The 24,062-nt window shown below is 70.2% G+C and carries 18 protein-coding genes; 6 read left to right on the plus strand and 12 right to left on the minus strand.

From position 1 onward, the window contains the following. Positions 1 to 88: 88 nt before the first annotated feature. Complete coding sequence (locus tag K8640_RS23245) at positions 89 to 607, minus strand: TlpA disulfide reductase family protein (RefSeq protein WP_223749037.1); 519 nt, start codon at positions 605 to 607, stop codon at positions 89 to 91. A gap of 1 nt (position 608) precedes the next feature. Beyond that, a complete protein-coding gene (locus K8640_RS23250) occupies positions 609 to 1,079 on the minus strand; it encodes a Fur family transcriptional regulator (RefSeq protein ID WP_194869482.1) in 471 nt (156 codons plus the stop codon). Between the two features lie 483 nt (positions 1,080 to 1,562). Between K8640_RS23250 and K8640_RS23255 the strand changes: the two genes are divergently transcribed. The 3 genes from K8640_RS23255 to K8640_RS23265 all read left to right on the plus strand — a co-directional run bounded on the left by K8640_RS23255 (position 1,563) and on the right by K8640_RS23265 (position 4,079). Further along, the gene (locus tag K8640_RS23255; RefSeq protein WP_370640381.1) at positions 1,563 to 2,654 is read left to right on the plus strand and encodes a hypothetical protein; all 1,092 of its coding nucleotides are present in this window, start codon (positions 1,563 to 1,565) and stop codon (positions 2,652 to 2,654) included. 15 nt (positions 2,655 to 2,669) lie between these two features. Further along, positions 2,670 to 3,017 carry an FmdB family zinc ribbon protein gene (locus K8640_RS23260; RefSeq protein WP_223749039.1) on the plus strand — a complete coding sequence of 116 codons (348 nt, stop codon included), beginning with the start codon at positions 2,670 to 2,672 and terminating at the stop codon, positions 3,015 to 3,017. 312 nt (positions 3,018 to 3,329) lie between these two features. Then, positions 3,330 to 4,079, plus strand: coding sequence for a hypothetical protein (locus tag K8640_RS23265; protein ID WP_223749040.1), 750 nt, complete (start codon positions 3,330 to 3,332; stop codon positions 4,077 to 4,079). 42 nt (positions 4,080 to 4,121) lie between these two features. Here K8640_RS23265 and K8640_RS23270 read toward each other — a convergent pair whose 3' ends face one another. After that, positions 4,122 to 4,859, minus strand: a complete 738-nt coding sequence (locus K8640_RS23270; protein WP_223749041.1) for a PHP domain-containing protein — start codon at positions 4,857 to 4,859, stop codon at positions 4,122 to 4,124. 63 nt (positions 4,860 to 4,922) lie between these two features. Next, entirely contained in the window at positions 4,923 to 5,198 is a 276-nt protein-coding gene (locus tag K8640_RS23275; RefSeq protein ID WP_046713894.1) for a hypothetical protein, read from the minus strand. A gap of 225 nt (positions 5,199 to 5,423) precedes the next feature. Between K8640_RS23275 and K8640_RS23280 the strand changes: the two genes are divergently transcribed. Further along, a complete protein-coding gene (locus K8640_RS23280) occupies positions 5,424 to 5,630 on the plus strand; it encodes a hypothetical protein (RefSeq protein ID WP_141330411.1) in 207 nt (68 codons plus the stop codon). 79 nt (positions 5,631 to 5,709) lie between these two features. Here the strand turns inward: K8640_RS23280 and K8640_RS23285 are convergent, their stop codons facing one another. The 5 genes from K8640_RS23285 to K8640_RS23305 all read right to left on the minus strand — a co-directional run bounded on the left by K8640_RS23285 (position 5,710) and on the right by K8640_RS23305 (position 19,308). Continuing rightward, positions 5,710 to 7,866: an alpha-amylase family glycosyl hydrolase gene (locus tag K8640_RS23285; protein WP_223749042.1), complete on the minus strand. Its 2,157-nt coding sequence runs from the start codon at positions 7,864 to 7,866 to the stop codon at positions 5,710 to 5,712. Between the two features lie 121 nt (positions 7,867 to 7,987). Further along, positions 7,988 to 10,534 (minus strand): protein kinase domain-containing protein, encoded by a 2,547-nt coding sequence (locus K8640_RS43200; RefSeq protein ID WP_370640382.1) that lies wholly within the window; start codon positions 10,532 to 10,534, stop codon positions 7,988 to 7,990. A 64-nt stretch (positions 10,535 to 10,598) separates the two neighbouring features. Beyond that, the gene (locus tag K8640_RS23295) at positions 10,599 to 14,768 is read right to left on the minus strand and encodes a serine/threonine protein kinase (RefSeq protein WP_223749043.1); all 4,170 of its coding nucleotides are present in this window, start codon (positions 14,766 to 14,768) and stop codon (positions 10,599 to 10,601) included. Positions 14,769 to 14,820: 52 nt separating this feature from the next. Continuing rightward, a complete protein-coding gene (locus tag K8640_RS23300; RefSeq protein WP_223749044.1) occupies positions 14,821 to 17,220 on the minus strand; it encodes a serine/threonine-protein kinase in 2,400 nt (799 codons plus the stop codon). Between the two features lie 27 nt (positions 17,221 to 17,247). Next, positions 17,248 to 19,308: a protein kinase domain-containing protein gene (locus tag K8640_RS23305; protein ID WP_223749045.1), complete on the minus strand. Its 2,061-nt coding sequence runs from the start codon at positions 19,306 to 19,308 to the stop codon at positions 17,248 to 17,250. A 62-nt stretch (positions 19,309 to 19,370) separates the two neighbouring features. Between K8640_RS23305 and K8640_RS23310 the strand changes: the two genes are divergently transcribed. Beyond that, positions 19,371 to 20,768 (plus strand): sigma 54-interacting transcriptional regulator, encoded by a 1,398-nt coding sequence (locus tag K8640_RS23310; protein ID WP_223749046.1) that lies wholly within the window; start codon positions 19,371 to 19,373, stop codon positions 20,766 to 20,768. Between the two features lie 158 nt (positions 20,769 to 20,926). Then, complete coding sequence (locus K8640_RS23315) at positions 20,927 to 21,862, plus strand: DUF4382 domain-containing protein (protein ID WP_223749047.1); 936 nt, start codon at positions 20,927 to 20,929, stop codon at positions 21,860 to 21,862. Positions 21,863 to 22,103: 241 nt separating this feature from the next. Here K8640_RS23315 and K8640_RS23320 read toward each other — a convergent pair whose 3' ends face one another. The 3 genes from K8640_RS23320 to K8640_RS23330 form a co-directional block, all read right to left on the minus strand. Then, positions 22,104 to 23,057: a hypothetical protein gene (locus K8640_RS23320; RefSeq protein WP_223749048.1), complete on the minus strand. Its 954-nt coding sequence runs from the start codon at positions 23,055 to 23,057 to the stop codon at positions 22,104 to 22,106. Positions 23,058 to 23,068: 11 nt separating this feature from the next. Continuing rightward, positions 23,069 to 23,749, minus strand: a complete 681-nt coding sequence (locus K8640_RS23325; RefSeq protein WP_223749140.1) for a hypothetical protein — start codon at positions 23,747 to 23,749, stop codon at positions 23,069 to 23,071. A 124-nt stretch (positions 23,750 to 23,873) separates the two neighbouring features. Beyond that, entirely contained in the window at positions 23,874 to 24,032 is a 159-nt protein-coding gene (locus tag K8640_RS23330) for a hypothetical protein (protein WP_223749049.1), read from the minus strand. Positions 24,033 to 24,062 lie beyond the last annotated feature (30 nt).

A 24,062-nucleotide genomic window follows, 5' to 3' on the forward strand; every position in this document is an offset into this window, starting at 1 on the left:
CCTTGCCCCCGCAAGTAATCCGCTCCAGCCCTGTAGCAGTCGACGCGGCCTCACGCGCGCGCGACGCAAGCCGCGCGACTCGGAGCCGTCAGTCCTGCTTCAGGAGCTTCTCGATCGCCTTCGCCACGTCCGCGTGCCCCTCCACGCCCTGCCACCCGGCCACCGCGCGGCCACGCCTGTCGAGCAGCACCGTGGTGGGCAGCCCCTTGATGGGGCCGAAGGGACTGCGGCCGTCGATGATGCGCTCGGAGGCGAGCAGCACCGGGTACGGCGACGCGTAGTGGTCCGCGAAGGGCTGGAGCACGCGGGCGCCCTCCAGGTCCATGCCCACGGCCACCACCTGGAAGCCCTGGGCGCCGTACTCGCGCTGGAGCGCCTCCAGCGTCGGCATCTCCGCCAGGCACGGGAAGCACCACGTGGCGAAGAAGGAGACCAGGACGACCTTGCCGGACAGCTTGCCCACGTCGTGCCGCGTGGGCCCCACCGACGGCAGGGCCAGCGCGTGCAGGAAGGCCGGCCCCGCGTCCACCGGCCGCGACCCGGCGCAGCCCGCCGACGCGACGGTCAGCAGGACGGCACAGGCCGCGACCCGGAGGACGGCCCGCATGTCACGCTTCCGAGGGTGGGCCGCCACCGCGCTGGCAGTCACGACACAAGCCGTACAGCTCCATCTTGTGCGACGTCACCGTGAAGCCGTGCTTGCGGGCCACCGCGTCCTGGAGCGTCTCGATGCGGTCGTTCTCGAACTCGACGATGGTGCCGCAGCGGGTGCAGATGAGGTGGTCATGATGGTCCCTCCCCGCCGCCGCCTCGTAGCGCGTCTGGCCGTCACCGAAGTTGCGAGCGTGGGCCAGGCCGCACTCGTTGAGCAGCTTCATGGTCCGATACACGGTGGCCACGGAGACCTTCGCGTCCTGTGAGCGAACCTTGTTCCACAGCTCCTCCACCGACAGGTGGCCGCCGACGGCGAAGAAGGTGTCGATGATGAGGCTGCGCTGCCGCGTGCTCTTGAGGCCGTGTTGGGCCATGTAGCGGGCGAGCACCTCGTCCTTGTCCTTGATTTCTTCGTGGCCCTGCATGGAAATCCCTCGGTAGGAGGCCGGCCTTGCGGCGCCCCTCCTCATCCTTGTTGTAACCGCGCCGAGCGAATCGCGCGCTTCCCGCCCCGCCCCAGGCTCCGGTCATCCTCGAAGTAAAGCGTCAGCGACGACTGTTGGTCTCCGGACGTGGGGCATCTGATACCTCCAGCCCACCCCGCCGGCAACGTCCGGCAGCCGGTGCCAGCAAGCCCTCCCCCCTCCGCTCGCCCCCCATCGCGACTTGCAACCGCCACAGGCTGTTTAGAATGGAGTCGGACTGGCTCATTGACACCTGTCTGGCCGCGAAGATAGAGGCATCCGCCCTCGTAAACGAGCATTTTTCCGCACCTTTCCATGACCAGCCCCTGGCAGAGAAGACGACAGCCCGACGACGTTCCCACCCCCGTGGCGGTTGCCGTCTCGGATTTCTGCCGGCGCGCGAAGTCGCCGGCCCCCGCCCCGGAGGTCCGGGAAGCACTCGCCTTGTTGGCCGAGGACGACGACTTCCGGGTCCGAGCCCTCGCCGACGGTGAGCCGGAGACCTCCCCCCTCGGCCCCTTCGCCGTGGTGGACATCCTCCAGGGCACCGCCCCCGCCGTCGCCGCGCAGCGTCAGTCCTGCGGCTTCTACGACGTGGCGCGGGAGCTGGCCTACGTGCGCGAGCAGAAGACGCCCAAGCCCGCGCCCGCCGCCAGCCCGGCCATCCCCTCCTTCGCCACCCCGGCCCCCCAGCCCTCGGGCGACGGCGCCAGCAAGGCGGCGAAGAAGGGCGCCAAGGCCGAGGAGCCCTCCATCCTCGAGCGCATCGCCCCCAAGAAGCGCGTCGCCGTGGACGAGGAGACGACCTCGCCCATGGATCAGGACGAGGGGCACAGCTTCCTGCGCCGCGACCTGCCCCGCCCCCGCGGCCGGTTCACCCGCGTGGAGGCGCCTCGCACCCCGTTCGTGGAGCTGACGCGCCAGAGCGGCAAGGACGTCCTGGAGGCCTCGCTGGAGGGCTCCGAGCACCGCTTCGCCCTGCTGCGAAACCTCTCGCACCGCTTCAATGGCTCGCGTGGAGACCTGTCCCTGGTGGATCTGGAGACGGTGCTGCGCGATCACGGCCTGCTGGAGGCGCTGCAGGAGAAGGAGCGACTCCAGCTCCTGGACGCCTACACGCAGCAGCGTGGCGCCACGGGCCGGGTGGGCTGGGCGCTGGGCGTGAGCCCGCCGGAGCTGCAGCGGCTGGTGTCCGCGGTGGGGCTGACCGAGGAGGTCGAGGCCCTGCGCGAGCGCTTCCGCCGCGAGGCGCTGGCCACGTCCCATCTGACGCACCGGCTGGATCTGCTGGGGCGCGAGAAGTACCTCGCGGACCTGGGCATCCAGCGCAAGTTCAACGACTCGCTCCGCAAGGAGCTGGAGCGGCTGCTGAAGGACGAGGTCCCCACCGCCTCGGACCTGCACGGCCTGGCCGAGGCCGTGGGCCGCAAGTATGGCTCGCCCGGTGAGCTGGTCTTCCGCGCCATCGAGCGCCTGGGGCTGGCGGAGGGGCTGCGCAAGCAGCTGCACTCCGGTGGCCCTTCCTCAACACCCTGAAGAGGCAAACCACCCATGCCCATCTACGAGTACGCCTGCCAGAGCTGTGGAAAGATCATCGACGTGCTGCAGAAGATCTCCGACCCGACGCCCGCGGCCTGCACGGCCTGCGGCGCGGAAGGCTCGCTGACCAAGGTGGTCAGCCGCTCCAGCTTCGTCCTCAAGGGCGGAGGCTGGTACTCGGACCTGTACAGCTCCACGAAGAAGGACGGCGACTCGTCGTCCTCCTCCAGCTCGTCGTCCAGCAGCTCGTCCTCGTCGAGCAGCGCGTCGTCCAGCAGCAGCTCGTCGTCGAGCAGCACGCCCGCCGCGTCGAGCCCCGCCGCCTCCACGCCGGCGGCGGCCTCCAGCGACAAGAAGTAGTCGCCCGGGCGGGAGGGGCTGAAAATTCGCGCGGGGTCCGGGAGCGACGCACACTCGCTCCCCGTGCCCTTCCCTCCCTCCAAGCGTCCTCCCCGTCGCTGCGCCCTGTGTGGCCATCCGGAGCTCACGGATACGCGCGGGCTCGGCCGCTTCCTGCTCGTTCCGGACCCGCATGGCCGAGGCCCCGTGTGTCCGTCGCAGCGCGGCTGCCGTGGCGGCAAGCGGGACAGCGCGGCCGAGTCCACGCTGACGCAGGCCTCGCGCTGAGCTAAACCGGGACCTCCCGCGCGCCCTGTCGCGGAAGGTGCCCCGATGCTCGCTCGACGCCCCCACTCCCTCCTGACTGTCCTCGTGCTGACCGCGCTCGCGGCCGGCTGCGGCAACTACACCCGCATGGCGCCGGACGCCCGCACGTCCCTCCAGCGGACCCTCACCGGCCCCGACGCGGAGCAGTACCTGCGCCTGTCCGGCAACGTCACGCCCTTCTTCGGCGACGGCTCCAAGCGCCTGCTGACGCCCTACGCGCCCGAGGACGTGCGCCTCCTGGACGACAGCAGCGGCAAGCCCATCTCCCCCGGCGCGGTGGAGCGCACCCTGCCGGTGGGCACGAAGCTGCGCATCACCAAGGTGGAGTTCCCCACCGCGTGGGTGGTGGCCGAGCGCGTCCTCTACACCCCGCGCACCTGGCCCTGGGTGTACCTGGCCGAGGACGGCGCGAAGCCCGACGCCCCGCCCCTCATCCTCGTGCTGCCGCCCAACCTGGATCAGCCCAACGACTTCCGCGCGGAGCTGGAGAAGTACCTCTCCCCGCAGAACCCCAAGGCCCTGATGGAGGCGTTCGCCGCCCCCGTGCGCGACGCCATCCGGGAGAAGCGCCTGGTCGCCAACATGTCGGCGGACGCGGTGCGCATGGCCTGGGGCCCGCCGGAGCTGGTGCGCCGCTCGCTGGAGGGCGCCGCCAAGAACGAGGAGTGGACGTACCCGGGCGGGCGCCGCAAGGCCTTCCTGTCGGACGGCCGGCTCGCTCGCGCCGAGGAGGCCGGGGCCTCCGTTCTGCCTTGAGACGAGGCCGGGGCCTGCGTGCCGCCCTGAGCCGCCGAGGCCCTACCGGCGACCGCCGCCACCACCGCGGCGGCGCTTGCCACCCCCACCGCCGCCCTGCTTGCGGGCCGCCTGGGCCTCCCCCGGGCGCGTCAGCCGGGGCAGCTCGCCGGCCATCACCGGCCAGAACTCGCCCTTGAGCAGCTCGGCGATGAGCTGGGCCTGCGACGTCACCGGGTTCTTGAAGAACGTGGCGCCCCGGCCCACCTCGTCCAGCGAGCCCCGCGCGTCGCTGCCACCGGTGCACGGCAGCTTGAGCGCCTCGGCGGCCTCCACGGCCAGATCATTGGACGTCTGCTTCACCCGGGCGTTGTAGCCCTCCACCGCGCACAGCACGTTGAGCGAGCGGACGTAATCCATGGCCGGGTTCGGCGAATCCCTGTCGAAGGGCCGGGCGGCGACGATGGCCGCACCCAGGGCCTTCACCTTGGGCAGACACTCCGCGGCGCTCCAGGGCTTCTCGCGGTTGCTGCCCCACATCTGCACGGGCTCCGGGGCCAGCTCCGGCTTCGGGAAGAAGCACAGGTATTGGCCTCGGTCCGTGACCAGCTCCAGCCCGACGAAGACCTTCACCTTCGCCTTCGCACCAATCTCGAACAGCTCGTCGCAGCCGTCCTGGGTGTTCGTCTCGGTGAAGGCCACCCCGTCCAGGCCGAACATCGCGGCCCGTTCCAGCACGGCGCGAGGGTCCAGCTCGCACCCCTTGGACAGGTGGGAATGGGCGTGCAGGTCGATGAGCATGGGCGCCGCTCCCTAACAGGCTCCCCCGGGGCTGTCGAGCCCGTGCTGCCCGCCCCGCCCCTCTCAGGCGAAGGCGTAGGACTGGAAGGTCCCCTGCTTGGCCTGCGTGTTCTTCTCCTCGTAGGTGCGGATGAGGTAGCCCATCAGCATCAGCGAGGACGTGTTCTCCAGCACCCGGGACGGGTCCTTCGAGATGAGATTGGCGCTGTAGTTGAGGAAGAACTGCGCCAGCTCCTCCCCCGCCTCCTTGACGATGAGCGCGTTCAGCGCGGTGGGCTCCATCGTCCGGATGGTGTTGATGAAATCAACCGCCAGATCCTTCTTGGTCTTCACGTCCACGGGCCTGCCCCCTTCCCCAACACGCCGCCACTCGTGGCCCCTGCCGCGAGCGCCCCCAACCGGGTGCGACCAGGACAATCTAGGCATGTCCCCCGCGCTGCAAACCCCCGCCACGAGGCCACCCCCACACCCCCCGCCAGGAAGCCGGGTTTTTGACACCTCTGAACACCCCGTGCGATAAAGCCCCCTTGTCCTGTGTCGGGACCGCACAAGGAGTGGCAGGCGATGTTCACGGGCGTGAAGGTCTTCTCCGCCACCAAGGCGAAGGAGCGCGAGGAGCTGGGTGAGAACGTCACCCGTTGGATGAAGAGCAACTCCGATCTGGAGATCGTGGATCGCGTGGTGTGCCAGTCGTCCGATAACGAATTCCACTGCTACACCCTCGTGCTCTTCTACCGGCACGGGAAGCAGCAGCAGCCGTCGCAGCCGTAGTCTCAGGCAGTCCCCGCGGCCCTTGCCGGGTCCGCGGTCCGGAAGGGGGCGGCCCCCCTCCTCCCTCATCCCGAGCGGCCTATTCGGCGCGAGGCACGTACACGGCGACGCTGCGCGCGGGGACGACCAGCTGGGTCTCCGTGCCGGCGAGCTGGAGCGTCCTTCCGCTGAAGACGTCCACGTACGTCGCGGCGCTGGCCGCCAGGCTCCCCAGGGGCTCCACCACCAGCGGGCGCTCCACGTCGCTCCGGTTGATGGCCACCACCGCGCCCTGCCCGTCCGGCAGCGAGCGCTGGTACACGTACAGGTCCTTCTCCACGCGCAGGGTGTTCCGCGAGCCCGTCTGCAGCGCCGGTGACGCCCGCCGCGCCTGACCCAGCTTGCGCACGTGCTCGAGCAGGTCCGCCTCCAGCTCGGTGAGCGTGGAATCGAAGCGCATCAGCCGGCGGTTGTCCGGGTCTCCCGCGCCGGGCAGTCCCACCTCGTCGCCGTAGTAGATGAGCGGCACGCCGGGCTGGGTGAGCACGAAGGTGAAGCCGTACTTCGCCTTCTCGAACGCGGCCGCGTCCGTCACCGTGGCCGCCGGGCGCGCGCTGCTCCAGGGGTCTCCGCCCTCCCCGTCCAGCTGCTTCGCGGCCTGGGACATGAAGCGGGCCACGTCGTGGTTGCCCAGGAAGGGCGAGTTGAGCGTGCCGGGCGCGTAGTAGACCTCGTTCTCGCGCACGGCCTGGTCCACGCGCTCCAGGCTCTGGCCGTCCGCGAAGGCCTCGCGCACCGGCCAGTACAGCGGGAAGTCGAACTGGCCATCCAGCTCGCGGGGGCTGATGTAGCGGGCGATCTGCGAGCGGCCATCCGCGCCCACGAAGGTCTCACCCACCAGGTAGAACTCGGTGCCCGTCATCGCGGTGAGGTCGCGCAGGCGCCCGCGCAGGGTGCGGCCCGCCACCTGGTCCATGTGCTTCACCGCGTCCATGCGGAAGCCGTCGAAGTCCGCCTCCTCCAGCCACCACAGCGTGTCCGCGATGAACTGGTCCACCATGTTCGACGAGCGCCAGTTGAAGTCGGGCAGGTAGTCGGTGAACTTGCACGTCAGCCGCTTCTCCTCCCAATCGCAGTCCTGGCTGCCGCACACGCAGCTGGCGGAGGTGTTGAACCAGTCGTCATCGCGGTGGGTGACCCAGTACGGGTGCTCCTGGTGGACGTGGTTGAGCACCAGGTCGGCGATGACGCGGATGCCCTTCTTGTGGGCCGCGGCGGTGAGCGCGCGCAGCTCCTCGAGCGAGCCGAAGCGGTGCTGCGTGGTGCGCGGCCGGGTGGGCCAGTAGCCGTGGTAGCCCGAGTAGTACTTGCCGCCCGTGCCGATGAAGCGGCCCTCGGGGTTCTGGTCCACCGGCGAGATCCACAGCACCTTGACGCCCAGCGAGTCGAAGTAGCCGTCCTCCAGCTTGCGGGTGATGCCGGCGAAGTCGCCGCCCTGGTAGTTGGCGATGGGGTCCACGTCCGCCACCGGCCCGTCATTGTCCGGGCGGGCGTTGAGGAAGCGGTCCGTGAACGCGAAGTACATCAGCCCGGACTCCCACCGGAACTTCTGGGGCTCCACCCAGAACGGCAGGTAGAGCGGCTCGGCCGAGCGGCCCGCCTTGTCCGTGGCCACCACCTTCACGTGGTGCTTGCCCTGCCCCAGCGCCTCCTCGCGCAGGGTGATGCGGCCCGTCTTCGCGTCGAACGCGTCGGGGCGCGGCTGGCCATCCAGCGTCACCACCACCTTGCCCGTGTCGGGGCCGGCCTCGTCGGTGCCGTCGACGTACGCGACCTCCACGTCCAGCACGCCCTCGGGCGTCGCGGTGAAGCGGCGCAGCTCCAGCATGGGCTGCCGGCAGTCGGGCACCGTCAGGCGCGAGTACTCCTCCGCGCGCACCCAGCGGGAGTACGGGTTCTGCGGATCCATCACCTGCTGCTGGCCGATGACGAAGCGGTAGCCGTAGTCGCGCGGCTCCAGCCCCTCCAGGCGCGCGGTGTAGACCCCGTCACCCCGGTCCGCCATGCGCAGCGCGGAGGAGGAGAAGCCATTCCATTCCCCCGCGACCGACACCGCGCCCACGAGCGACTGCTGCGGCGCGTACGTCAGCACCACCTCGCAGGTCCGGACGGGGATGGAGTCTTCGGAGTCACCACAAGCCGCGGAGAGGAGCAACACCGGAAGCGCGAGCGAACGGACCATGCGGGAGTGCGTCATGCGAGCGCCTTTCTACGGGAGGCCCGCTCGGTTTTCCAAGCCCCCACCCGGCGCCTTTTTGACTCGCCGCATCACGCCCCGGGATTGACCGGCACCGGACACCCGGCCGTCTCGGGCCTTCCTATTGCTGGGAGGCGCCCGTCACGCCCTCGTACTCCTGCAGCGCGCGCAGCACCTTGCTCGCCTGGGGGTGGCTGCTGGGCGCCAGGTCCAGGAAGAGGCGGTAGTGCTTCGCCCCCTCCTCCTTGCGCCCGAGCCGGGCCTCCACCGAGCCCAGCAGCAGGTGGCACTCGTAGTTCCCAGACTCCACGGAGATGCACTCGCGGGCCTTCGCCCTGGCCGGCTCGTACTGCTTCGACCTGAGCAGCTCACGCACCTCGGTCAGCAGCTTCTGGCCCGGGGTCTCGGCCTCGGGCGTCTCGTCGATGACCAGCGAAGCCGCCGGCCGGGGCCCGGAGGGAGCCTTCGCGGTCCCCTGGCGCTGGGGCGGCGGAGGAGGCTCCGTCGCGCGGGCCGAGTCGGCGAAGTCCTGGTCCAGCGCGCCCTTGGCGGACGTGATTCGGACCTCCACCTGGCCCTGGTTGTCCGAGGGGTCATCGTCCACGAAGCCGCAGTGGAGCCCGTGGACGCCGGTGAGCGGGACGTCCGCGCCCTGGGACAGGAGGAAGCGCCTGGCGCGGGCCGGAGGCGTCCCGGGGCCGTCGCGCTCCAGGGAGACCTGCTGGACACAGGCCACCGTCACCACCGGCCCCTGCTCCGGGCCGCGGGTGAAGGCGCCCGTGCCCACCGACGACAGCGACAGCGTGTAGCTGTCCGAGGGGTCCATCCCGTCGAGCAGGAAGCTGCGGCCCACGTCGGTGACCATCCACTCCGGGTGGATGAGCAGCTTGCGCTCCTGATGGGTGCGGGTGTTCACCACGGAGACGATGCGCTCGGGAAGGTCGTCCTGGGGCGTGGGCCCGCCCACCGTGAAGACCATCACCGACGCGGCGCCCGCCGGCGGCGTGTCGCGACCGACCATGCCCACCGCCGCGTCCGCCGCGACGTTCTTGCCCGTCAGCAGGTAGAAGAGGCTCGGCAGGGGCTTGGCCCGGTCCGCCGCGGTCAGCGACGTCGACTCCGTGACGCGGTAGGTGTGCGCCGGATCCATCGCGCCCAGCGCCGCGCGCCCGGAGGACACCGCGAACAGGTGCCGGGCCGCGTCCAGCCGGAACGAGGCGACGGGCATCCGGGCGGAGTCCACGCCCTCCTTCCTGGGCGTCACCACCGCCTGCTGCGCCGGCTTCACGACGGGCGGCCCCGGCGCCACGCGCGGCGCGTCCGCGTCCTTGAGCTGCGGGCCGGGCAGCGGGGGCCTCGCCGGCCCCGCGCTCGCGGGCTTTTCCGGCGGCATCCAGTCCGCCTTGAGCCGGTCGAAGGACGACCACAGGAGCGCCAGCAGGATGAGCAGCCCCGTGCCCACCACGACGTGGTGCGTGGAGATGCGGAAGCCGTTCTCGAAGAAGCCGCCCCGGTCCGGCGAGTTGCCGTCCGTGTCGTCCTCGTCCTCCGCCAGGCTCTGACCGCCGTCGGGCAGCTCGCTCGGGTGGCTCTCCTGCGTCGCGGGCTCGGTGCGCAACTCCGGGGCCGACAGCTCCGTGGGCCGGGGCAGCAGGTTGGTGGTGGCGCGCCAGACGGACAGCTCCTCCACGAACGAGGCGGGGACCTTGGTGTCCTTGCCCAGCTCCGTCATGTCGGGACGGAACAGCTCGCGCAGCAGGTAGGCGGCGGACATCGCGGAGAAGCGTGGCGCGGCCTTGAAGAGGAACCCCGCGAGCGCGTCGCCGAAGGCATGCGCGGACTCGAAGCGGTCCTCCTTCCGCACCGCGAGCGCCTTGTGGAGGATGGCGTCCAGGCGCACCGGCACGTCCGGCCGCACGTCCCGCGCGCGAGGCATCGGCTGGCGCGTGTGCAGCTTGTGCAGCACCGCGTACTCGGGCCCCTCCAGGGGCAGCCGGCCGCACACCATCTCGAACAACACCACCGCCGTGGCCCACACGTCCGTGCGCGCGTCCACCTCCTCGCCCCGGGCCTGCTCGGGGGAGAAGAACAGGTACTTGCCCTTCACCACGCCGGGCGCGGTGTCGAAGCTGCGCAGCGAGCGCGCCTTGGCGATGCCGAAGTCGACGATCTTGACCTGGCCCTCGTAGCTGATGAGCACGTTGTCCGGGGAGATGTCCCGGTGCACGATGTGCAGCAGCTCACCCTTGTCGTCCGTGCGCGTGTGCGCGTAGTGCAGCCCCCGGCACATCTCCAGGGCGATGTACGTGGCGATGGGCACCGGAAGGCTGGCGAACTGCGAGCGCAGCGCGCGCTTCATCACCTTGTTGAGCGGCTGCCCGTCCACGAACTCCATGGCCAGGAAGTACTCGCCATCCACCTGCCCGAAGTCGAAGACCTGGGCGATGGCGCCGTGCGACAGCGAGGCGGAGATGCGCGCCTCGCTGATGAACATGGAGACGAACGCCTCGTCGTTGGCGTACTCCGGCAACACCTTCTTGATGAGGACGGGCTTGGTGACCCCCGCGGCCCCCAACAGCTGGGCCCTCCAGGTCTCCGCCATCCCCCCGCGGCCGATTCGCGACTGGAGCTCGTACCGGCCAAACTGTTCGTGCTGCGCATTCGCCATTGCGGCGTAGGGTATCCCGGGGCATCCCGTTCAAAAAGGGTCGTCAGGGAATACCCGCGACCTCTCATCTCCCGAGGGGCGGGGGCGTTTTCCCTGAATTTGTCTGGCCATACGTCTGGAGGATGCCATTCACCGAGCGCGCCTCGGGGTGGTGGGGGTGCCGCTTGACGAAGGTCCGGTAGCGCTCGAGGGCGCCCTCGGTCCTCCCGAGCAAGAGCTGCATGGCGCCGGAGAGGACGAGGCAGTCGGGCTGCTCGGGAGCCATGCGCAGACAGTCCTCGGCGAGCAGGAAGGCGTCGTGGTGCTGACCGGAGCGCGCCAGCCGTTGCGCCTGGAGGGCCAGTCGCTCGGCCTCCTCGTGATTCGGGGTGGAGGGCCGGCGCGCCTTCTCCCATGGGGTGACGTGGACCTCGGCCTCGCCCTCGTTGTCGAAGCTGGCGTCGTCGATGAAGGCGCAGCGCATGCCCTGGATGCCGCGGACGCGGGCCTCTCGCCACTCGGAGATGAGGACCTGCAGGGGCTGCTCGGCATGGGCGCCCGGTTCGCGGGGGCCCGGGGCGGACTCGTGGGGAGACCATTCGAGGCAGGCCACCTGGGCGGCCGGGCCGTGCGCGCGGCCTCGGAGGAACACGCCCTCCCCTCGGGGCACGAGTGAGAGGGCATAGGTCTGCCGGACGTCGAGCCCCTTGATGAGGAAGCCCTTGCGAGCGGAGAGGCGCATGGGCTCGGGGTGGAAGGTGAAGCGCTGTTGGTCCTCGGTGTTGACCTTGCGGAGGTAGACGGACTGGGGCGAGAGGTCCTCTCGCGTGGGCTCGCCGAGGGTGAACAGCGAGATGGCGCGGACGCCCTGGAGGGTGATGGGGTGGCGGGACACGATGCCCTCGCGGACCTCGGGACGGACCGCGTCTCCGGAGAGCAGGAAGAAGACGAGGGGCTCCCTGCGCGGCGTGGGCTCCTGGATGAGCGGGTCGGCCATCCACTTCGCCTGCGTCATCCCCCAGAAGCTGTAGCTGGCCGAGGCATCGAGGCGGGAGAAGGCGACCAGGTCGAGCGGCACGCGCAGGACGTGGCGCTTCGAGTCGAGCACGAAGGCCGTCTCCTTCGGGTACTCGCCCACGGACTCGGGCTCGTCGGTGGGCTCGGTGCCGTCGGCTCCTGGCGAACCGTGGGGCGAGACGGCCACGAGCGGCCGTGGGTCCGGGGACGCGGCGGTCGGGTCACCGGGGGCAGGCTGGGGTCGCGCCTGCGGACGGAGGGGGTTCGCCCCACCGGGTTCCGTCGGAGCGGGGATGGGCTGGGTCGGGGAGATCTCCCCGGGCTCGGACCGCCTCGATACGAGGAAGGGGATGGCCACCGCGGAGAGCAGCAGCAGGGCGGCGCCCGCGGCGATGACGGTTCGACGATGACGCCTCGGGATGGAGATGGAGGCGAGCCGGACCGTGGGCGCGCTCCCGGCGGGAACCGAGTTCAGCACCACGGTGGGCGCGTTCGCGGCGCGCGCCGAGGCCTCCTGATTCGACATGGGCGCCATCCCCGCGGGCAGCGTGCGACGCGGAGGCGGCGACGCGGGGAAAGGCGGGGTCGGCACGGCGTCCGAGCGAAGCACCTCCGTGGGCGCGCTCGCCGCACGTGTGGAGGCTTCCGGGATGGCCCTGGGAGCTGAATCCAGGGTGTGGGTACGACGTGGCGCCCCCGGCGTCGCGGAGGTGGCCCCTGGGTGCGGTGACTCCACGGAGGCGCTCGCCGCACGCGCGGATGACTCCGGGACGACCGCGGGAATCGAGCCGAGGGTGCGAGTACGACGTGGCGACGAAGTGGAGGTCGCCACGGTTCCTGGCGCGGGAGCTGAGTGCCCCTCCGCGGGCGAGCTCGCCGCACGAGTCGACGCGTCCTGGGCGACCAGGGGAACCGGACCCGAGGTCTGGGTGCGACGTGGGGGCGGAGAGGCCGCCGCCGAGGTGGATGGGGCCGATCCGGGGTACCCCTCCGGATAGCTGGTCGCCGCGCGCGCCGACGGCACCTCCTGGAGGACCATGGGCATCGAGCCCGAGGTCTGCGTGCGACGTGGAAGCGGAGGAGCCGCCCCCGAGGTTGTTTGGGCGGATCCGGGGTACCCCTCCGGATGGCTGTTCGCCGCGCGCGCCGACGACACCTCCTGGAGGTCGCTGGGCATCGAGCCCGAGGTCTGGGTGCGGTGTGGTGACGACGAGGAAGGCCCCTGGACCGAGGGGAACCGCACGGTGGGCGTGCTCACGGCCGACGAGGCGTCGTGAACCGCCGCGGGGAGCGAGCCCGCAGTCTGCGTACGGCGAGGTGACGAAACCGAGCCCCCCGACGAGCTCGAGGCGGAGACCGAGAACGCGGGCATCGTGTTCTCCGCCGCGTCATCGCTCGCCACGGAGAACAAGGTCGAGGTCTGCGTGCGACGCGGTGGCGTCGTCGACGAAGGTCCCGATGCGATCAACGCCGAGAGCGAGAACTCCGGCCTCGTGAACTCGGAAGCCTCGGGGACCACCGAGGGCAGCGAGCCTTCCGTGCGGGCGCGTCGGGGCGGCGACGATGAAGGTCCCGACGGGTTCGAAGCGGAGAGCGAGAACTCCGGCACCGTGGAGTCGGGAGCCTCGGGGACCACCGCGGCCAGCGAGCCCTCCGTGCGGGTGCGTCGAGGAGGCGGCGACACGGATGGCCCCGACGGAGCGGAAGCGGAGAATGCGAACGCGGGCACCGTGAGCTCAGGTGCCGCGGGCAACGAGCCCTCGGTGCGGGTACGACGTGCTGGAGACGCCGAGAACGACCGCGCCTCGGAGGTGCTGGCCGAGGACGCAGGCAGCTCCCCAGACGTCTGGGTTCGACGCGGTGATGAGGGGCCCGGAGTCGTCGGACTCGGGGCTCCACCGTTCGACGCCTCCACCGAGGACACCGCGCCGCCAGGCATGGCCCGGGGGCCGGAAGTCACCGCGGACCGAGGCGGCGTGGACCGGGTCGCTGACCCCGACGTCGAGGCGCGCGGCGGCGTTGCTGGCGAGGCGCCCCCGCCGGTCGAGCGCTCCCCTGCCCCGCCATCCCCTCTCACTGCCTTCGCGGGTCCAGGCGTCGTGGGCCGCGTGGACGCCAGCGGAGGACCGGATGGCGCGGGGCGAACCCCGGCCCCCACTCCGGGCGTCGTGGGTCGAGCATCCTCGGGCGTCACGTCCGGCAGCGGGGCTCGGGGACCGGAGCCTGGTGACTCCTGCTCGCGCCACGTCGACAGCTCCTCGACGAAGGCGGGAGGGACCTGGAGCTCACGGCCGTCCTTCTGCAAGTCCTCCCGGAACAGCTCACGAACCAGGTAGGCCAGGTTCATCGTCGAGAACCGGGGCGCGAACGAATAGAGGAACGCGGCCAGCGTGTCGCCGAAGGCATTGGCGGACTCGAAGCGCCGCGCCACGTCCACCGACAGCGCCTTGAGGATCAGCTCATTCAGCTCGGGCGGCAGCTCCTGGCGCAATTGGATGGGCGGCGGGAAGTCGCCCTGGGCCATGCGGGTGAGGACCACCGGCTCGGGGCCCACCACGGGAGGCTGTCCGCAGAGCATCTCGTACAGCACCAGTCCCGTGGCCCAGATATCCGTGCGAGCATCCACGTCGCGCCCCCGGGCCTGCTCGGGGGAGAAGTACAGGTACTTGCCGCGCACGACGCCGGGCTCCGTGTGGAAGCCGCGCAGCATGCGGGCCTTGGCGATGCCGAAGTCGACAATCTTGACCTGGCCCTCGTAGCTGATGAGGACATTGTCCGGAGAGATGTCGCGGTGGACGATGCCCAGCGGCACGCCCCTCTCGTTCGTGCGCGTGTGCGCGTAGTTCAATCCCCGACACATCTCCAGGGCGACATAGACGGCCAGGGGGATGGGTAGACGCGGCAGGCCCATCCGCGCGCCCCGCTTCAGGACGCGATGGAGCGGCTGTCCATCCACCAGCTCCATGGCCAGGAAGTACTGGCCATCCATCATCCCGAAGTCGAAGACCTGCGCGACGTTGCCGTGGGACAGCGAGGCCGAGATACGCGCCTCGCTGATGAACATGGAGACGAAGGCGTCGTCGTCGGCGAACTCGGGCAGGACCTTCTTGATGAGGACGGGCTTGGTGACTCCGGCGGCGCCGAGCAGCCGCGCGCGCCACGTCTCCGCCATGCCGCCACGGCCGATGAGGAACTGGAGCTCGTAGCGTCCGAACTGCTCATGTGGATCATGCGCCATGAGTGCCCCCCCGGGCCTTGCGCGGAAGATACGACAGGTCACGAACGAACGCTCACCGCGGTGGATCCACCCCTTCCAGACCTGACAACAAGCCCTTCACGACCTCCGTCTGTGCATGCCGGGGATGCAGCTCCAGGAACCGTCTGTAGAGGCGCGCCGCCTCGTCCGGGCGCCCCTCCAGCGTCGACGCGGTCCCGGACATGAGCAGACATTCCGCGTGCTGGGGGGCCAAGGACAGACACTTCTCCCCGAGCGAGCGCGCGCCCCCGGCGTCACCGGCCTGCAGCCGTTGCCGCATCTGCAGGACCAGCGTCCCCACGTCCGCGCTCCGCGCCTTCTTCGGCGGCGGACGCTGGGAGGGCTCCGGCTCCTCGATGCGCAGCCGCAGCGCGCCCGAGTTGCCGTCCACGCTGTCGTCGATGAATGCACACCGCAGCCCGAGCACGCCTCGAACGCGACGCTCGGTACCGACGGAGAGGAGGAACTGGAGCAGGGCCCCTTCCCGCTCGGGCCTGGGGGCGTTGCGTGGCGCCGCATCGGCGTCGGGCACCCACTGCGCGCAGAGGACGGCGCGCGCGGGTCCTGCCTTGGGTCCGTGGAGGAACGCGTCGCGCTCGGTCGGCTCCAGCTTGAGGGAGTACAGGACCGCCGGGTCCAGACCGGTGAGCGTGAGCGCTCGCTTCATGAGGAGGCCTTCCGCGTCCGGGCGGAAGGTCGTGGTCTGGAACTCTTCGCGGCCACGGCCCGCGAGTCGGATGGTGCGTCCGGGGATGGCGCGAAGCCCCGGCGGTCCCAGCCTGAACAGCGAGGCGAAGCGGGCCCCCGAGAAGCGCGTCGGGGCGAGCGTCACCTGACCGAGACGGACGGCCTCGGGGAGTGTGTCCGCGTCCCCGGACAACAGATGGAAGACCGGGGTCGGCCCGTCGACGTCGGGGGTGAGGACCTCGGGCTCGTCCTGGGCGGGGACCGTCGCGTCGCCGAGCGCATAGGTCCGCGAGGGGTCGAGCGACTCGAAGGTCCGGAACGTCCGCGGAACGATGAGGACATCGCGGTCCGCCTCGAGCATCAGCTCCCTCACGGGATACGCGATGACGGCGGGAGGGCGCAGCTCGCCGGTCACGGGCCGCGTGTCGTCCCCCGCTACCGGAGTGCCGGTGGAGTCCGAGGGGATGGCGCGGGCGATCAGGAGTCCGGTGAGCACCGTGCCGATCCCCCCGAGGGACACGAGTCCGGCCACACGCCATCTGCGGGAGAGCCACAGGCGCGACATGAGCCCGAACGCGCCGAGCAGCTGCGTGGGCGGCTCGCCGGACAGGCGCGCGGCATCGAGCACCGTGCGGTCCAGGTCCGGACTCCTGGCCAGGGGCATGGTGCCGGGGTGTGGAGCGGCGGGGAGCTCCAGGGTCTCCCGGGGGTGCGGCTTCGAGGGGGGCCTGGAGCGGGCCTCGGAGGTGCGCCAGGACGCGAACTCCTCCTCGAAGGAGCGAGGGACGTTGAGGGTGCGTCCCTCCTTCTGGAGGTCCTCGCGGAAGAGCAGCCGGAGTGCGTGCGCCAGGTCCTGGGACGAGAACGAGCGGTTCTGGGAGTAGAGGAACTCCGCGAGCCCTTCGGCGAAGACATGCGCGGAGTGGAAGCGCGCGGACAGGTCCACCGAGAGGGCGGACATGATGAGCGCGTCCAGCTCGGCGGGGAGGCTGGGGCGAAGGTGTCGGGGTGGAGGGAACTCGCCGTAGGCCAGCCGCAGCATCACCGAGGCCTGGGTGCCGGTGACGGGAGGTTGTCCGCAGAGCATCTCGTAGAGCACGAGCCCCGTGGACCAGACGTCACTCTGGGCATCGACCTCCAGGCCCTTGGCCTGCTCGGGGGAGAAGTAGAGGTACTTGCCGCGCACGACGCCGGGCTGGGTCTCGAAGTCGCGCGCCATGCGGGCCTTGGCGATGCCGAAGTCGACGATCTTGACCTGGCCCTCGTAGCTGATGAGGACGTTGTCCGGAGAGATGTCGCGGTGGACGATGCCCAGCGGGGCGCCCTTCTCGTCGGTGCGCGTGTGCGCGTAGTGCAGGCCCCGACACATCTCCAGGGCGATGTACGCGGCGAGCGGAGGCGGCAGTCGCGGCAGGCCGAGCCTGGCGGCGCGCTTCAGGACGCGATGGAGGGGCTGGCCGTCGACCAGCTCCATGGCGAGGAAGTACTGGCCTTCGACGCGCCCGAACTCGAAGACCTGGGCGATGTTGCCGTGGGACAGCGTGGAGGAGATGCGCGCTTCACTGATGAACCGGGAGATGAAGTCCGAGTGGTTGGCGAACTCGGGCAGCACCATCTTGATGAGGACCGGCTTGGTGACGCCCGCGGCACCGACGAGCTTCGCGCGCCACGTCTCCGCCATCCCGCCCCGGCCCAGGAGGGACTGGAGCTCGTATCGGCCGAAGCGTTGGTTCCGTTCGGTGGACATGGGCGCGTGCCGTGGCGGTAGAATGGGTCAATAGCGGCTTGAGTCGTAGGCCTTGAGCAGACTCGTCACTCCGCTGCGGCTCGGATGGTTTTTCGGAGCAAGCTCAAGGAAACGCCTGTAGCTCTTTGCCCCCTCATCGATCTTGTTGAGCCGGGCGTATGTGATTCCCAGGACCAGGTGGCAATCAGGATCTTCGGGAAACATCGCATGGCATTCCTGCGCGATCTCCAGAGCCGCCGGGTATTTCTGTCGCTTGAGCAACTCCCGGGTCTTCTGAACCAAGTCGCGCGCCACGCTCTCAGGGGTGCTCGGGTTCGAAGATGTGGCGGAACCAGCTCCCGCTGGTGGATTCGCAGGGGCATCCTTGTCGTAGATGACCTTGTATCCGGGAGGAGCTTCCTTGGGTTGCGCGACCTTCGCCTCCGCGCTCTTCCTCGAGTACTCCTCCACCAGGGTCCGCGCGGTCTTCGCGAAATCATGCTCGGGGTGACGCTCGACGAACCGCTGATACCGAGCAGCGGCCTCCTCGAACCTCCCGTCTCGCGCATGGCTGGCCCCAGCAATCAACAGACACTGAGGATGGTCCGGTACGTTCTTGAGACATTGATCCGCGAAGTCCGCGGCGCTCCGATAGGCCCCGTCATCCCGAGCGCGTTGAGCCTTCTTCCGAGCCTCCTCGGCGAGCTCCGCGGCCGACATCCGGCGCGCGCCCTGTTCTTCGTCGAGCCGCCCCGGAATCGGGTACGCGGGATTCACCTGCGGGCGGGAGGACTGCGGCAGGGGGAGCTCCCGACTCCTCCCGAAGAGCCAATAGACGCCCCCCCACAGCGCGCCCACGACCGCCGCGGCGACCATCAGCATCCCCCATTTCGTCCCGCGTGCGAGGCTCCCCGTCGCGTGCGTCGGAACCTCGGGCGCATCATCCACGACCGGAGGCGGCGCCTCGCTCACCGCGGGCAACAGCTTCCGCGTCGCCCGCTGAAGCCGGGGCTTCAAGTCCGTCTCGACCTTGGACAGCACCTGCGAGACCACCGGCTTCGACCCACGTGAGGGCTGCGGCGGCACCTCCGCCGGCGTCTCCGCTTGCTGCCGCCACAGCGTCAGCTCATCGATGAACGACGGAGGCACGGACAACTCCCGCCCCTCCTGTGCCATGTCCCCACGGAACAGCACCCGCGCCAGGTACGCCAGGTTCATCGCCGAGAAGCGCGGTGAATACGAGTACAGGAACCCCGCCAGCGCATCCGCGAACGCATTCGCCGACTCGTACCGCGCCGACAAATCCACCGACAGCGCCTTCATGACGATGTCGTCCAGCTCCTCCGGGATGCCCGCGTACACCTCCCGAGGCGAAGGAAACTCCCCGTTCGCCATCTTCATCATCACCGCCGCCTGCGAGCCCGACACCGGCGGCTGCCCGCACAACATCTCGTACAGCACCAGCCCCGTCGCCCACACATCCGTCCGCGCATCCACCTCCCGCCCTCGCGCCTGCTCCGGCGAGAAGAACAGGTACTTCCCCTTCACCACCCCCGGCTCCGTCTGGAAGTTGCGCGCCATCCGCGCCTTCGCGATGCCGAAGTCGACGATCTTCACCTGCCCCTCGTAGCTGACCAGCACGTTGTCCGGAGAGATGTCCCGGTGCACGATGCCCAGCGGCACACCCTTGTCATCCGTCCGCGTGTGCGCGTAGTGCAGCCCCCGGCAGATCTCCAACGTGATGTACGTCGCGATCGGAATGGGCAACCGCGGCAGGCCCGTCTTCACCGCCCGCTTCATGATGCGGTGCAGCGGCGGCCCGTCCACCAGCTCCATCGCCAGGTAGTACTGCCCATCCACCCGCCCGAAGTCGAAGACCTGCGCGATGTTCCCGTGGGACAGCGTGGCGGAGATTCTCGCCTCGTTGACGAACATCGACACGAACGCGTCGTCCGCCACGAACTCCGGGAGCACCTTCTTGATGAGGACGGACTTCGTCACGCCAGCGTCGCCCATCCACCGGGCACGCCACGTCTCCGCCATTCCCCCCCGACCGAGCCAGGACACCAACTCGTATCGGCCGAACCTGTCGCCGGGCTGCAAGGCCATATCAAGAACAGACCCTACCCCACTTTCCTGGGACCCCGAACTTCCCAGGTCTTCCCCGTGCTATGTTCCGGACCGTGGCAAGTATGGGAGACGAGGATGGGGATGACGCGCTGGTCCGGACCGATACCCTGCCGGCACTCCGGAGCGCGCGCGTCCGGGTGAAGCTGGCGGTGCTGTCCGGGCCGGATGCCGGACGGGTGTATCCGCTGGCGCCAGGGCGCTACCGGGTGGGCTCCGAGGCGTCGGCGGACATCGTCCTGCCGGATCGCGCCGTCTCCAGGCAGCACCTGCTGCTGGAGGTCCGGGACAATCTCGTGCGCGCCACGGATCCGGGCTCGCGCAATGGCTCCTTCTGCGAGGGCATGCGCTTCTCGGAATTGGAGGTTCGTCCAGGGGCCACGCTGACCCTTGGTACGACGGAGCTGCGGCTCGTCGCCGAAGGCGAGAAGTCCAAGGCTCCGCCCCTCTCCACCCGGACGAGCTTCGGGGGCCTGGTGGGCACCAGCCGCCGCATGCGGGAGGTCTTCACCCTCCTGGAGCGGATGACCCAGCAGGGCGAGTCCGACGTCCTCATCCAGGGCGAGACGGGCACCGGCAAGGAGCTGTGCGCGGAGGCCATCCACACGCACGGCTCGCGCGGCAAGGGCCCCTTCGTCATCGCGGACCTCGCGGGCATCCCTCCCCAGCTCCTGGAGAGCGAGCTGTTCGGCCACGTGAAGGGCGCCTTCACCGGGGCCCAGGCGGATCGCGCGGGCGCCTTCGAGCGCGCCCACGGCGGCACCCTCTTCCTCGACGAGGTGGGCGAGCTCCCGCTCGAGGTCCAACCGCGCCTCCTGCGCGTGCTGGAGCGCCGGCAGGTCAAGCGCGTGGGCGCCAACGACTACCGCACCTTCGACGTGCGCGTCGTCGCCGCCACGCACCAGGACCTCGAGGGCGCGGTGAAGCAGGGCCGCTTCCGGGGCGACTTGTTCCACCGCCTCGCGGTGCTGCGCGTCGTGCTGCCGCCCCTGCGCGAGCGCCCCGAGGACATCCCCCTGCTCATCGACACCGTCCTCTCGCGCCTGGGCAAGCCTCCCAGCGCCCTCTCCGAGGTCACGCGCGCCCTGCTGACGCAGTACCCGTGGCCGGGCAACGTGCGCGAGCTGCGCAACGTGGTGGACCGCGTGGTCAGCATGGGCGAGGAGGCGCTCCCGGAGATGCCCGACCTGCCCGAGGCGCCCCCTCGCGCGCCCTCCTCCCAGGACGAGGAGGACGACGAGTCCACGCTGTCGCTGGCGCTCGACCTGCCCTTCAAGGAAGCCAAGGAGCGCCTCATCGAGGGCTTCGAGCGCGACTACCTGCGCAACCTCGTCGAGCGCTGCGAGGGCAACGTGTCCCGCGCGGCGCGTGAAGCGGGCATCGACCGCGTGTACCTGCGCAAGCTCCTGCGCAAGCACGGACTGGACTCGGGCGGGCCCTGAGTCGGACGGCGACACACGCTACCGGACACGCCCACCTCCACGCGGGGTGAGGATGCGGACAGGTCCACCGCCTTTCTCGTGGCCGATGCGTCCGGTGGCGAGTCATTTCCGTCGAAACGGCCTCCACCCCGAGGCCCCTTCGCTGGAGAAAAGCCCTCATGTCGTTCATCGACTCGCTTCGCGCGAGCCTCGTCTCGAGGTTCGCCATGGTGTTGCTGTTGCCACTGCTCGGCTGTGGTGGTGGCGATGATGGAAAGGTCTCCATCCTGCTGACGGACGCGCCGGGTGACGGCATCGAGACGGCGGTGGTCACCATCTCGAGCATCTACCTGCAGGGCGGAGACTCCGAGGGCGGCCGCGTCGTCCTGCGCGACGAGCCCGTGACGGTGAGCCTGCTGGAGCTGGCCAACTCCACCTCGGAGCTCGTGTCCGAGGCCGTGGTGCCCAACGGCGACTACGACCAGCTGCGCTTCGTCATCACCGGCGGCTACCTGGAGGTGCGCAACGAGGACGGCACCACGTCCATCTTCGCCACCTCGGATGACTACGCGGGCCTGCCCGAGGGCGCCGAGGTGTCCGGTCGGCTGCACATGCCCAGCTACGGCTCCTCCGGCCTGAAGGTGAAGTTCACGGAGAAGCTCACCATCGAGGGTGAGCAGAAGATCCTCCTGGTCGACTTCGACGTGGCGCAGAGCTTCGGCAAGGAGGCCGGCAACTCCGGCCGCTGGGTGATGAGCCCCGTCATCAAGTCCGCGGAGCTGACCGCCTCCGCGAGCATCGACGTGGAGGTGACGCTCGGCGCCGGTGTCGTCCTGCCGACACTCGAGGGCCAGGTCCTCACGCTCGCGAACCTCAACGCGGTGCTCATCAACGCCGAGGGCAGCCGCGAGACACTGCCGCTGACGGACGCCAACGCGGACGGCACCTTCGAGGCCACCTTCCGGTTCCTCATCCCCGGCACCTTCCAGGTGCAGGTGGAGGCCCCGGTGGGCGTGAGCCTGGGCACCACGCCGGCCCAGCCGGTGTCCGTGCGGCTCGAGTCCGGACGCGACAGCACCCAGGCCTTCGTCATCACGAGCGCCCAGCTCCCGTAGCCCGCTTCCCCACTCCGCCTCACAGCGCGCGATGTGCGTGCGCCACGGCGAGAGGAAAAATCCACGCAGCTCGTGGCCGACCCCGAGCGCGAGGGGTCTCCTGGATGAGAGGCCGTTTTTTCCCGCGGAACTCTCGGAATCAGGTGGGGTTGGCGCGGGGCCAGCTCCCCAGACGAGGCGTCGGGACAGTCCCCGGCGCCTCGTTTTTTCTTGCGGGCCTGGGCCTCGCGACGGCGACGGCTCAGTAGACGACGAGCGCCTGCGGGGCGTGGTAGCTGACGATGGTCAGCACCGGGATGCGCGGCGCCTCGGCGTCATCGTCGTTGCCGCCCGACGTCAACCGCACCCCGTCGAAGCGCGCCAGGAAGACGTACTCGCGACGCGCCTCGAGGAAGGGGTCCGCGCCGGAGAGCCGCCCCAGCGCCTCCCGGCCCGTCTCGTCCGAGACATTGTCGAAGTGCTTGCGCGTGGTGGACGCGGTGCCGCGCTCGCGGGTGCTGAGGTTCCCACCCAGCCGCCCCGGCCCCGTGAGCTGCGTCTGCCCACCCAGGTCACCGTTCGTCGTCGTGGTGGTGTCGAACGTCTCCCCGTAGCCCACCGGGGCATCCGACTCCACCGAGGCCAGCGTGTGCTCCACCAGCCACACCGTGGGCTTCTCCCCTTCCGAGCGCTGGTCCGCCACGCGCGCGCGCAGCAGCACGTAGCGGCCCTTGTACGTGTCCGGCCGCTCCACCGCGGAGGCGAGGGAGAAGATGGGGATCTTGCGCTCCTGCAGGTACTGGAGCTCACCGGGCACGCTGCCCCCGCGCTGCGCCACCACGCGCGCGATGAGGTTCGCGGCCTCGGGACGCACCTTCAGGTCCTCCGCCCACGCGCCGCCGAGCAGCGCTCGAAGCTGGGTGAAGGGCGTCAGCTCGATGCAGGCCTTGAGGGCGGCCCAGCCCTCGTCGCGGGACTCGGCCTGGACCCGACGCGCGGCGGCCTCGCACAGGGCCGGATTCGGATAGCGCGCGACGAAGCCCTTGGGGTCCGCGGAGGCGCTGGGCGGCGGGGCCTCGCGGGCCTTCTCGACGACGGGCGCGTCCTCGCGGGGCGGCGACTCCGTCCAGGTGACATGGGAGTGCGACGCGCCGCAGCCGGCGGCGAGCGAGCCCAACAGGGCCCAGGTGGGGACAGTCCAGGGATGGTGGCGCATGGCGCAGACTCCTAGAGCGAAGCCGAACCGGAACGAGACGACCCCGCACGCTCGCGCGCGGTGGGCGCCGTGGACGTCGAGGGCAACACGACGGAGCACACGTCCTCGCAGCGCTCGCTCAGGCACGCGAGCGTCGCGGGGCTGGTCTGCTGCTGGGCGACGTCCGCGTAGCAGCGGTCGCCGGCGGCGGGACAGCCTCGGCGCGCGGCGCACTCACAGCAGGGCGCGGCCACGGTGGCCATCAACTGCGCCTCCTGGAGGACCGTGGACAGGCCGCGGTAGCACGTGCGCGCCGTCGCCGCGAAGCGGCCCTTCGAGTCCACGATGGACACGTTGCCCCCCAGCCCGCATTTGTCCACGGCGGCGAGATAGCGCTTCTCGCACATCGCCACGAGCGTCGCGTCGGAGACGCCCTCGCGCGCATTGCCCACCGTCTCCGTGCACAGCGCGCGGGAGATGTCCTTGAGCAGCTTGCGGTTGGCGGCGTCCTGCTCGGGGCTCGGTGTGCCTGGCGTGGCCTCGGACTCGAAGACACACTCCTTGCCCTCGCGAAGCGTGTCGACGGTACAGGCCCACGCCGTCGGGGAATCATCCGAGACGGGCGGCGCCGAGAGTGCTTCCGGTGCCAGCGCCGGAGTCGCGGCGGGAGGAGCCGAACCCAACAAGAACAGGGAGACGATGAGCGCCTTCATGGACACGGCAGGTTAGCCGCCTCGCGGCGCGCCACACAAACCAGGCCCGGTGTCACTGTTCACCCCACACCTGGGCCTCCAGGACGATTCGCCGTGCACTTCCCCACGGCGCGCGCTCCCGGCGTCATGGACGTGGAAGGTCGCCGCGGTCCGAGATGAAGAGGTAGCCGAAGACCACGACGCTGATGACCACGCAGGTCAGCGCGACGACGAGCATCAAGGACAGGCGTCGGCCCACCAGGACGCTCACATAGATTTCGCCGGCCACGAGGAGCAGCAGCATGGCGAGGATGGACAGGGAGCGTCGCCAGGC

It is taken from the genome of Myxococcus sp. XM-1-1-1 (assembly GCF_020037095.1).
GTDB classification, from domain to species: domain Bacteria; phylum Myxococcota; class Myxococcia; order Myxococcales; family Myxococcaceae; genus Myxococcus; species Myxococcus fulvus.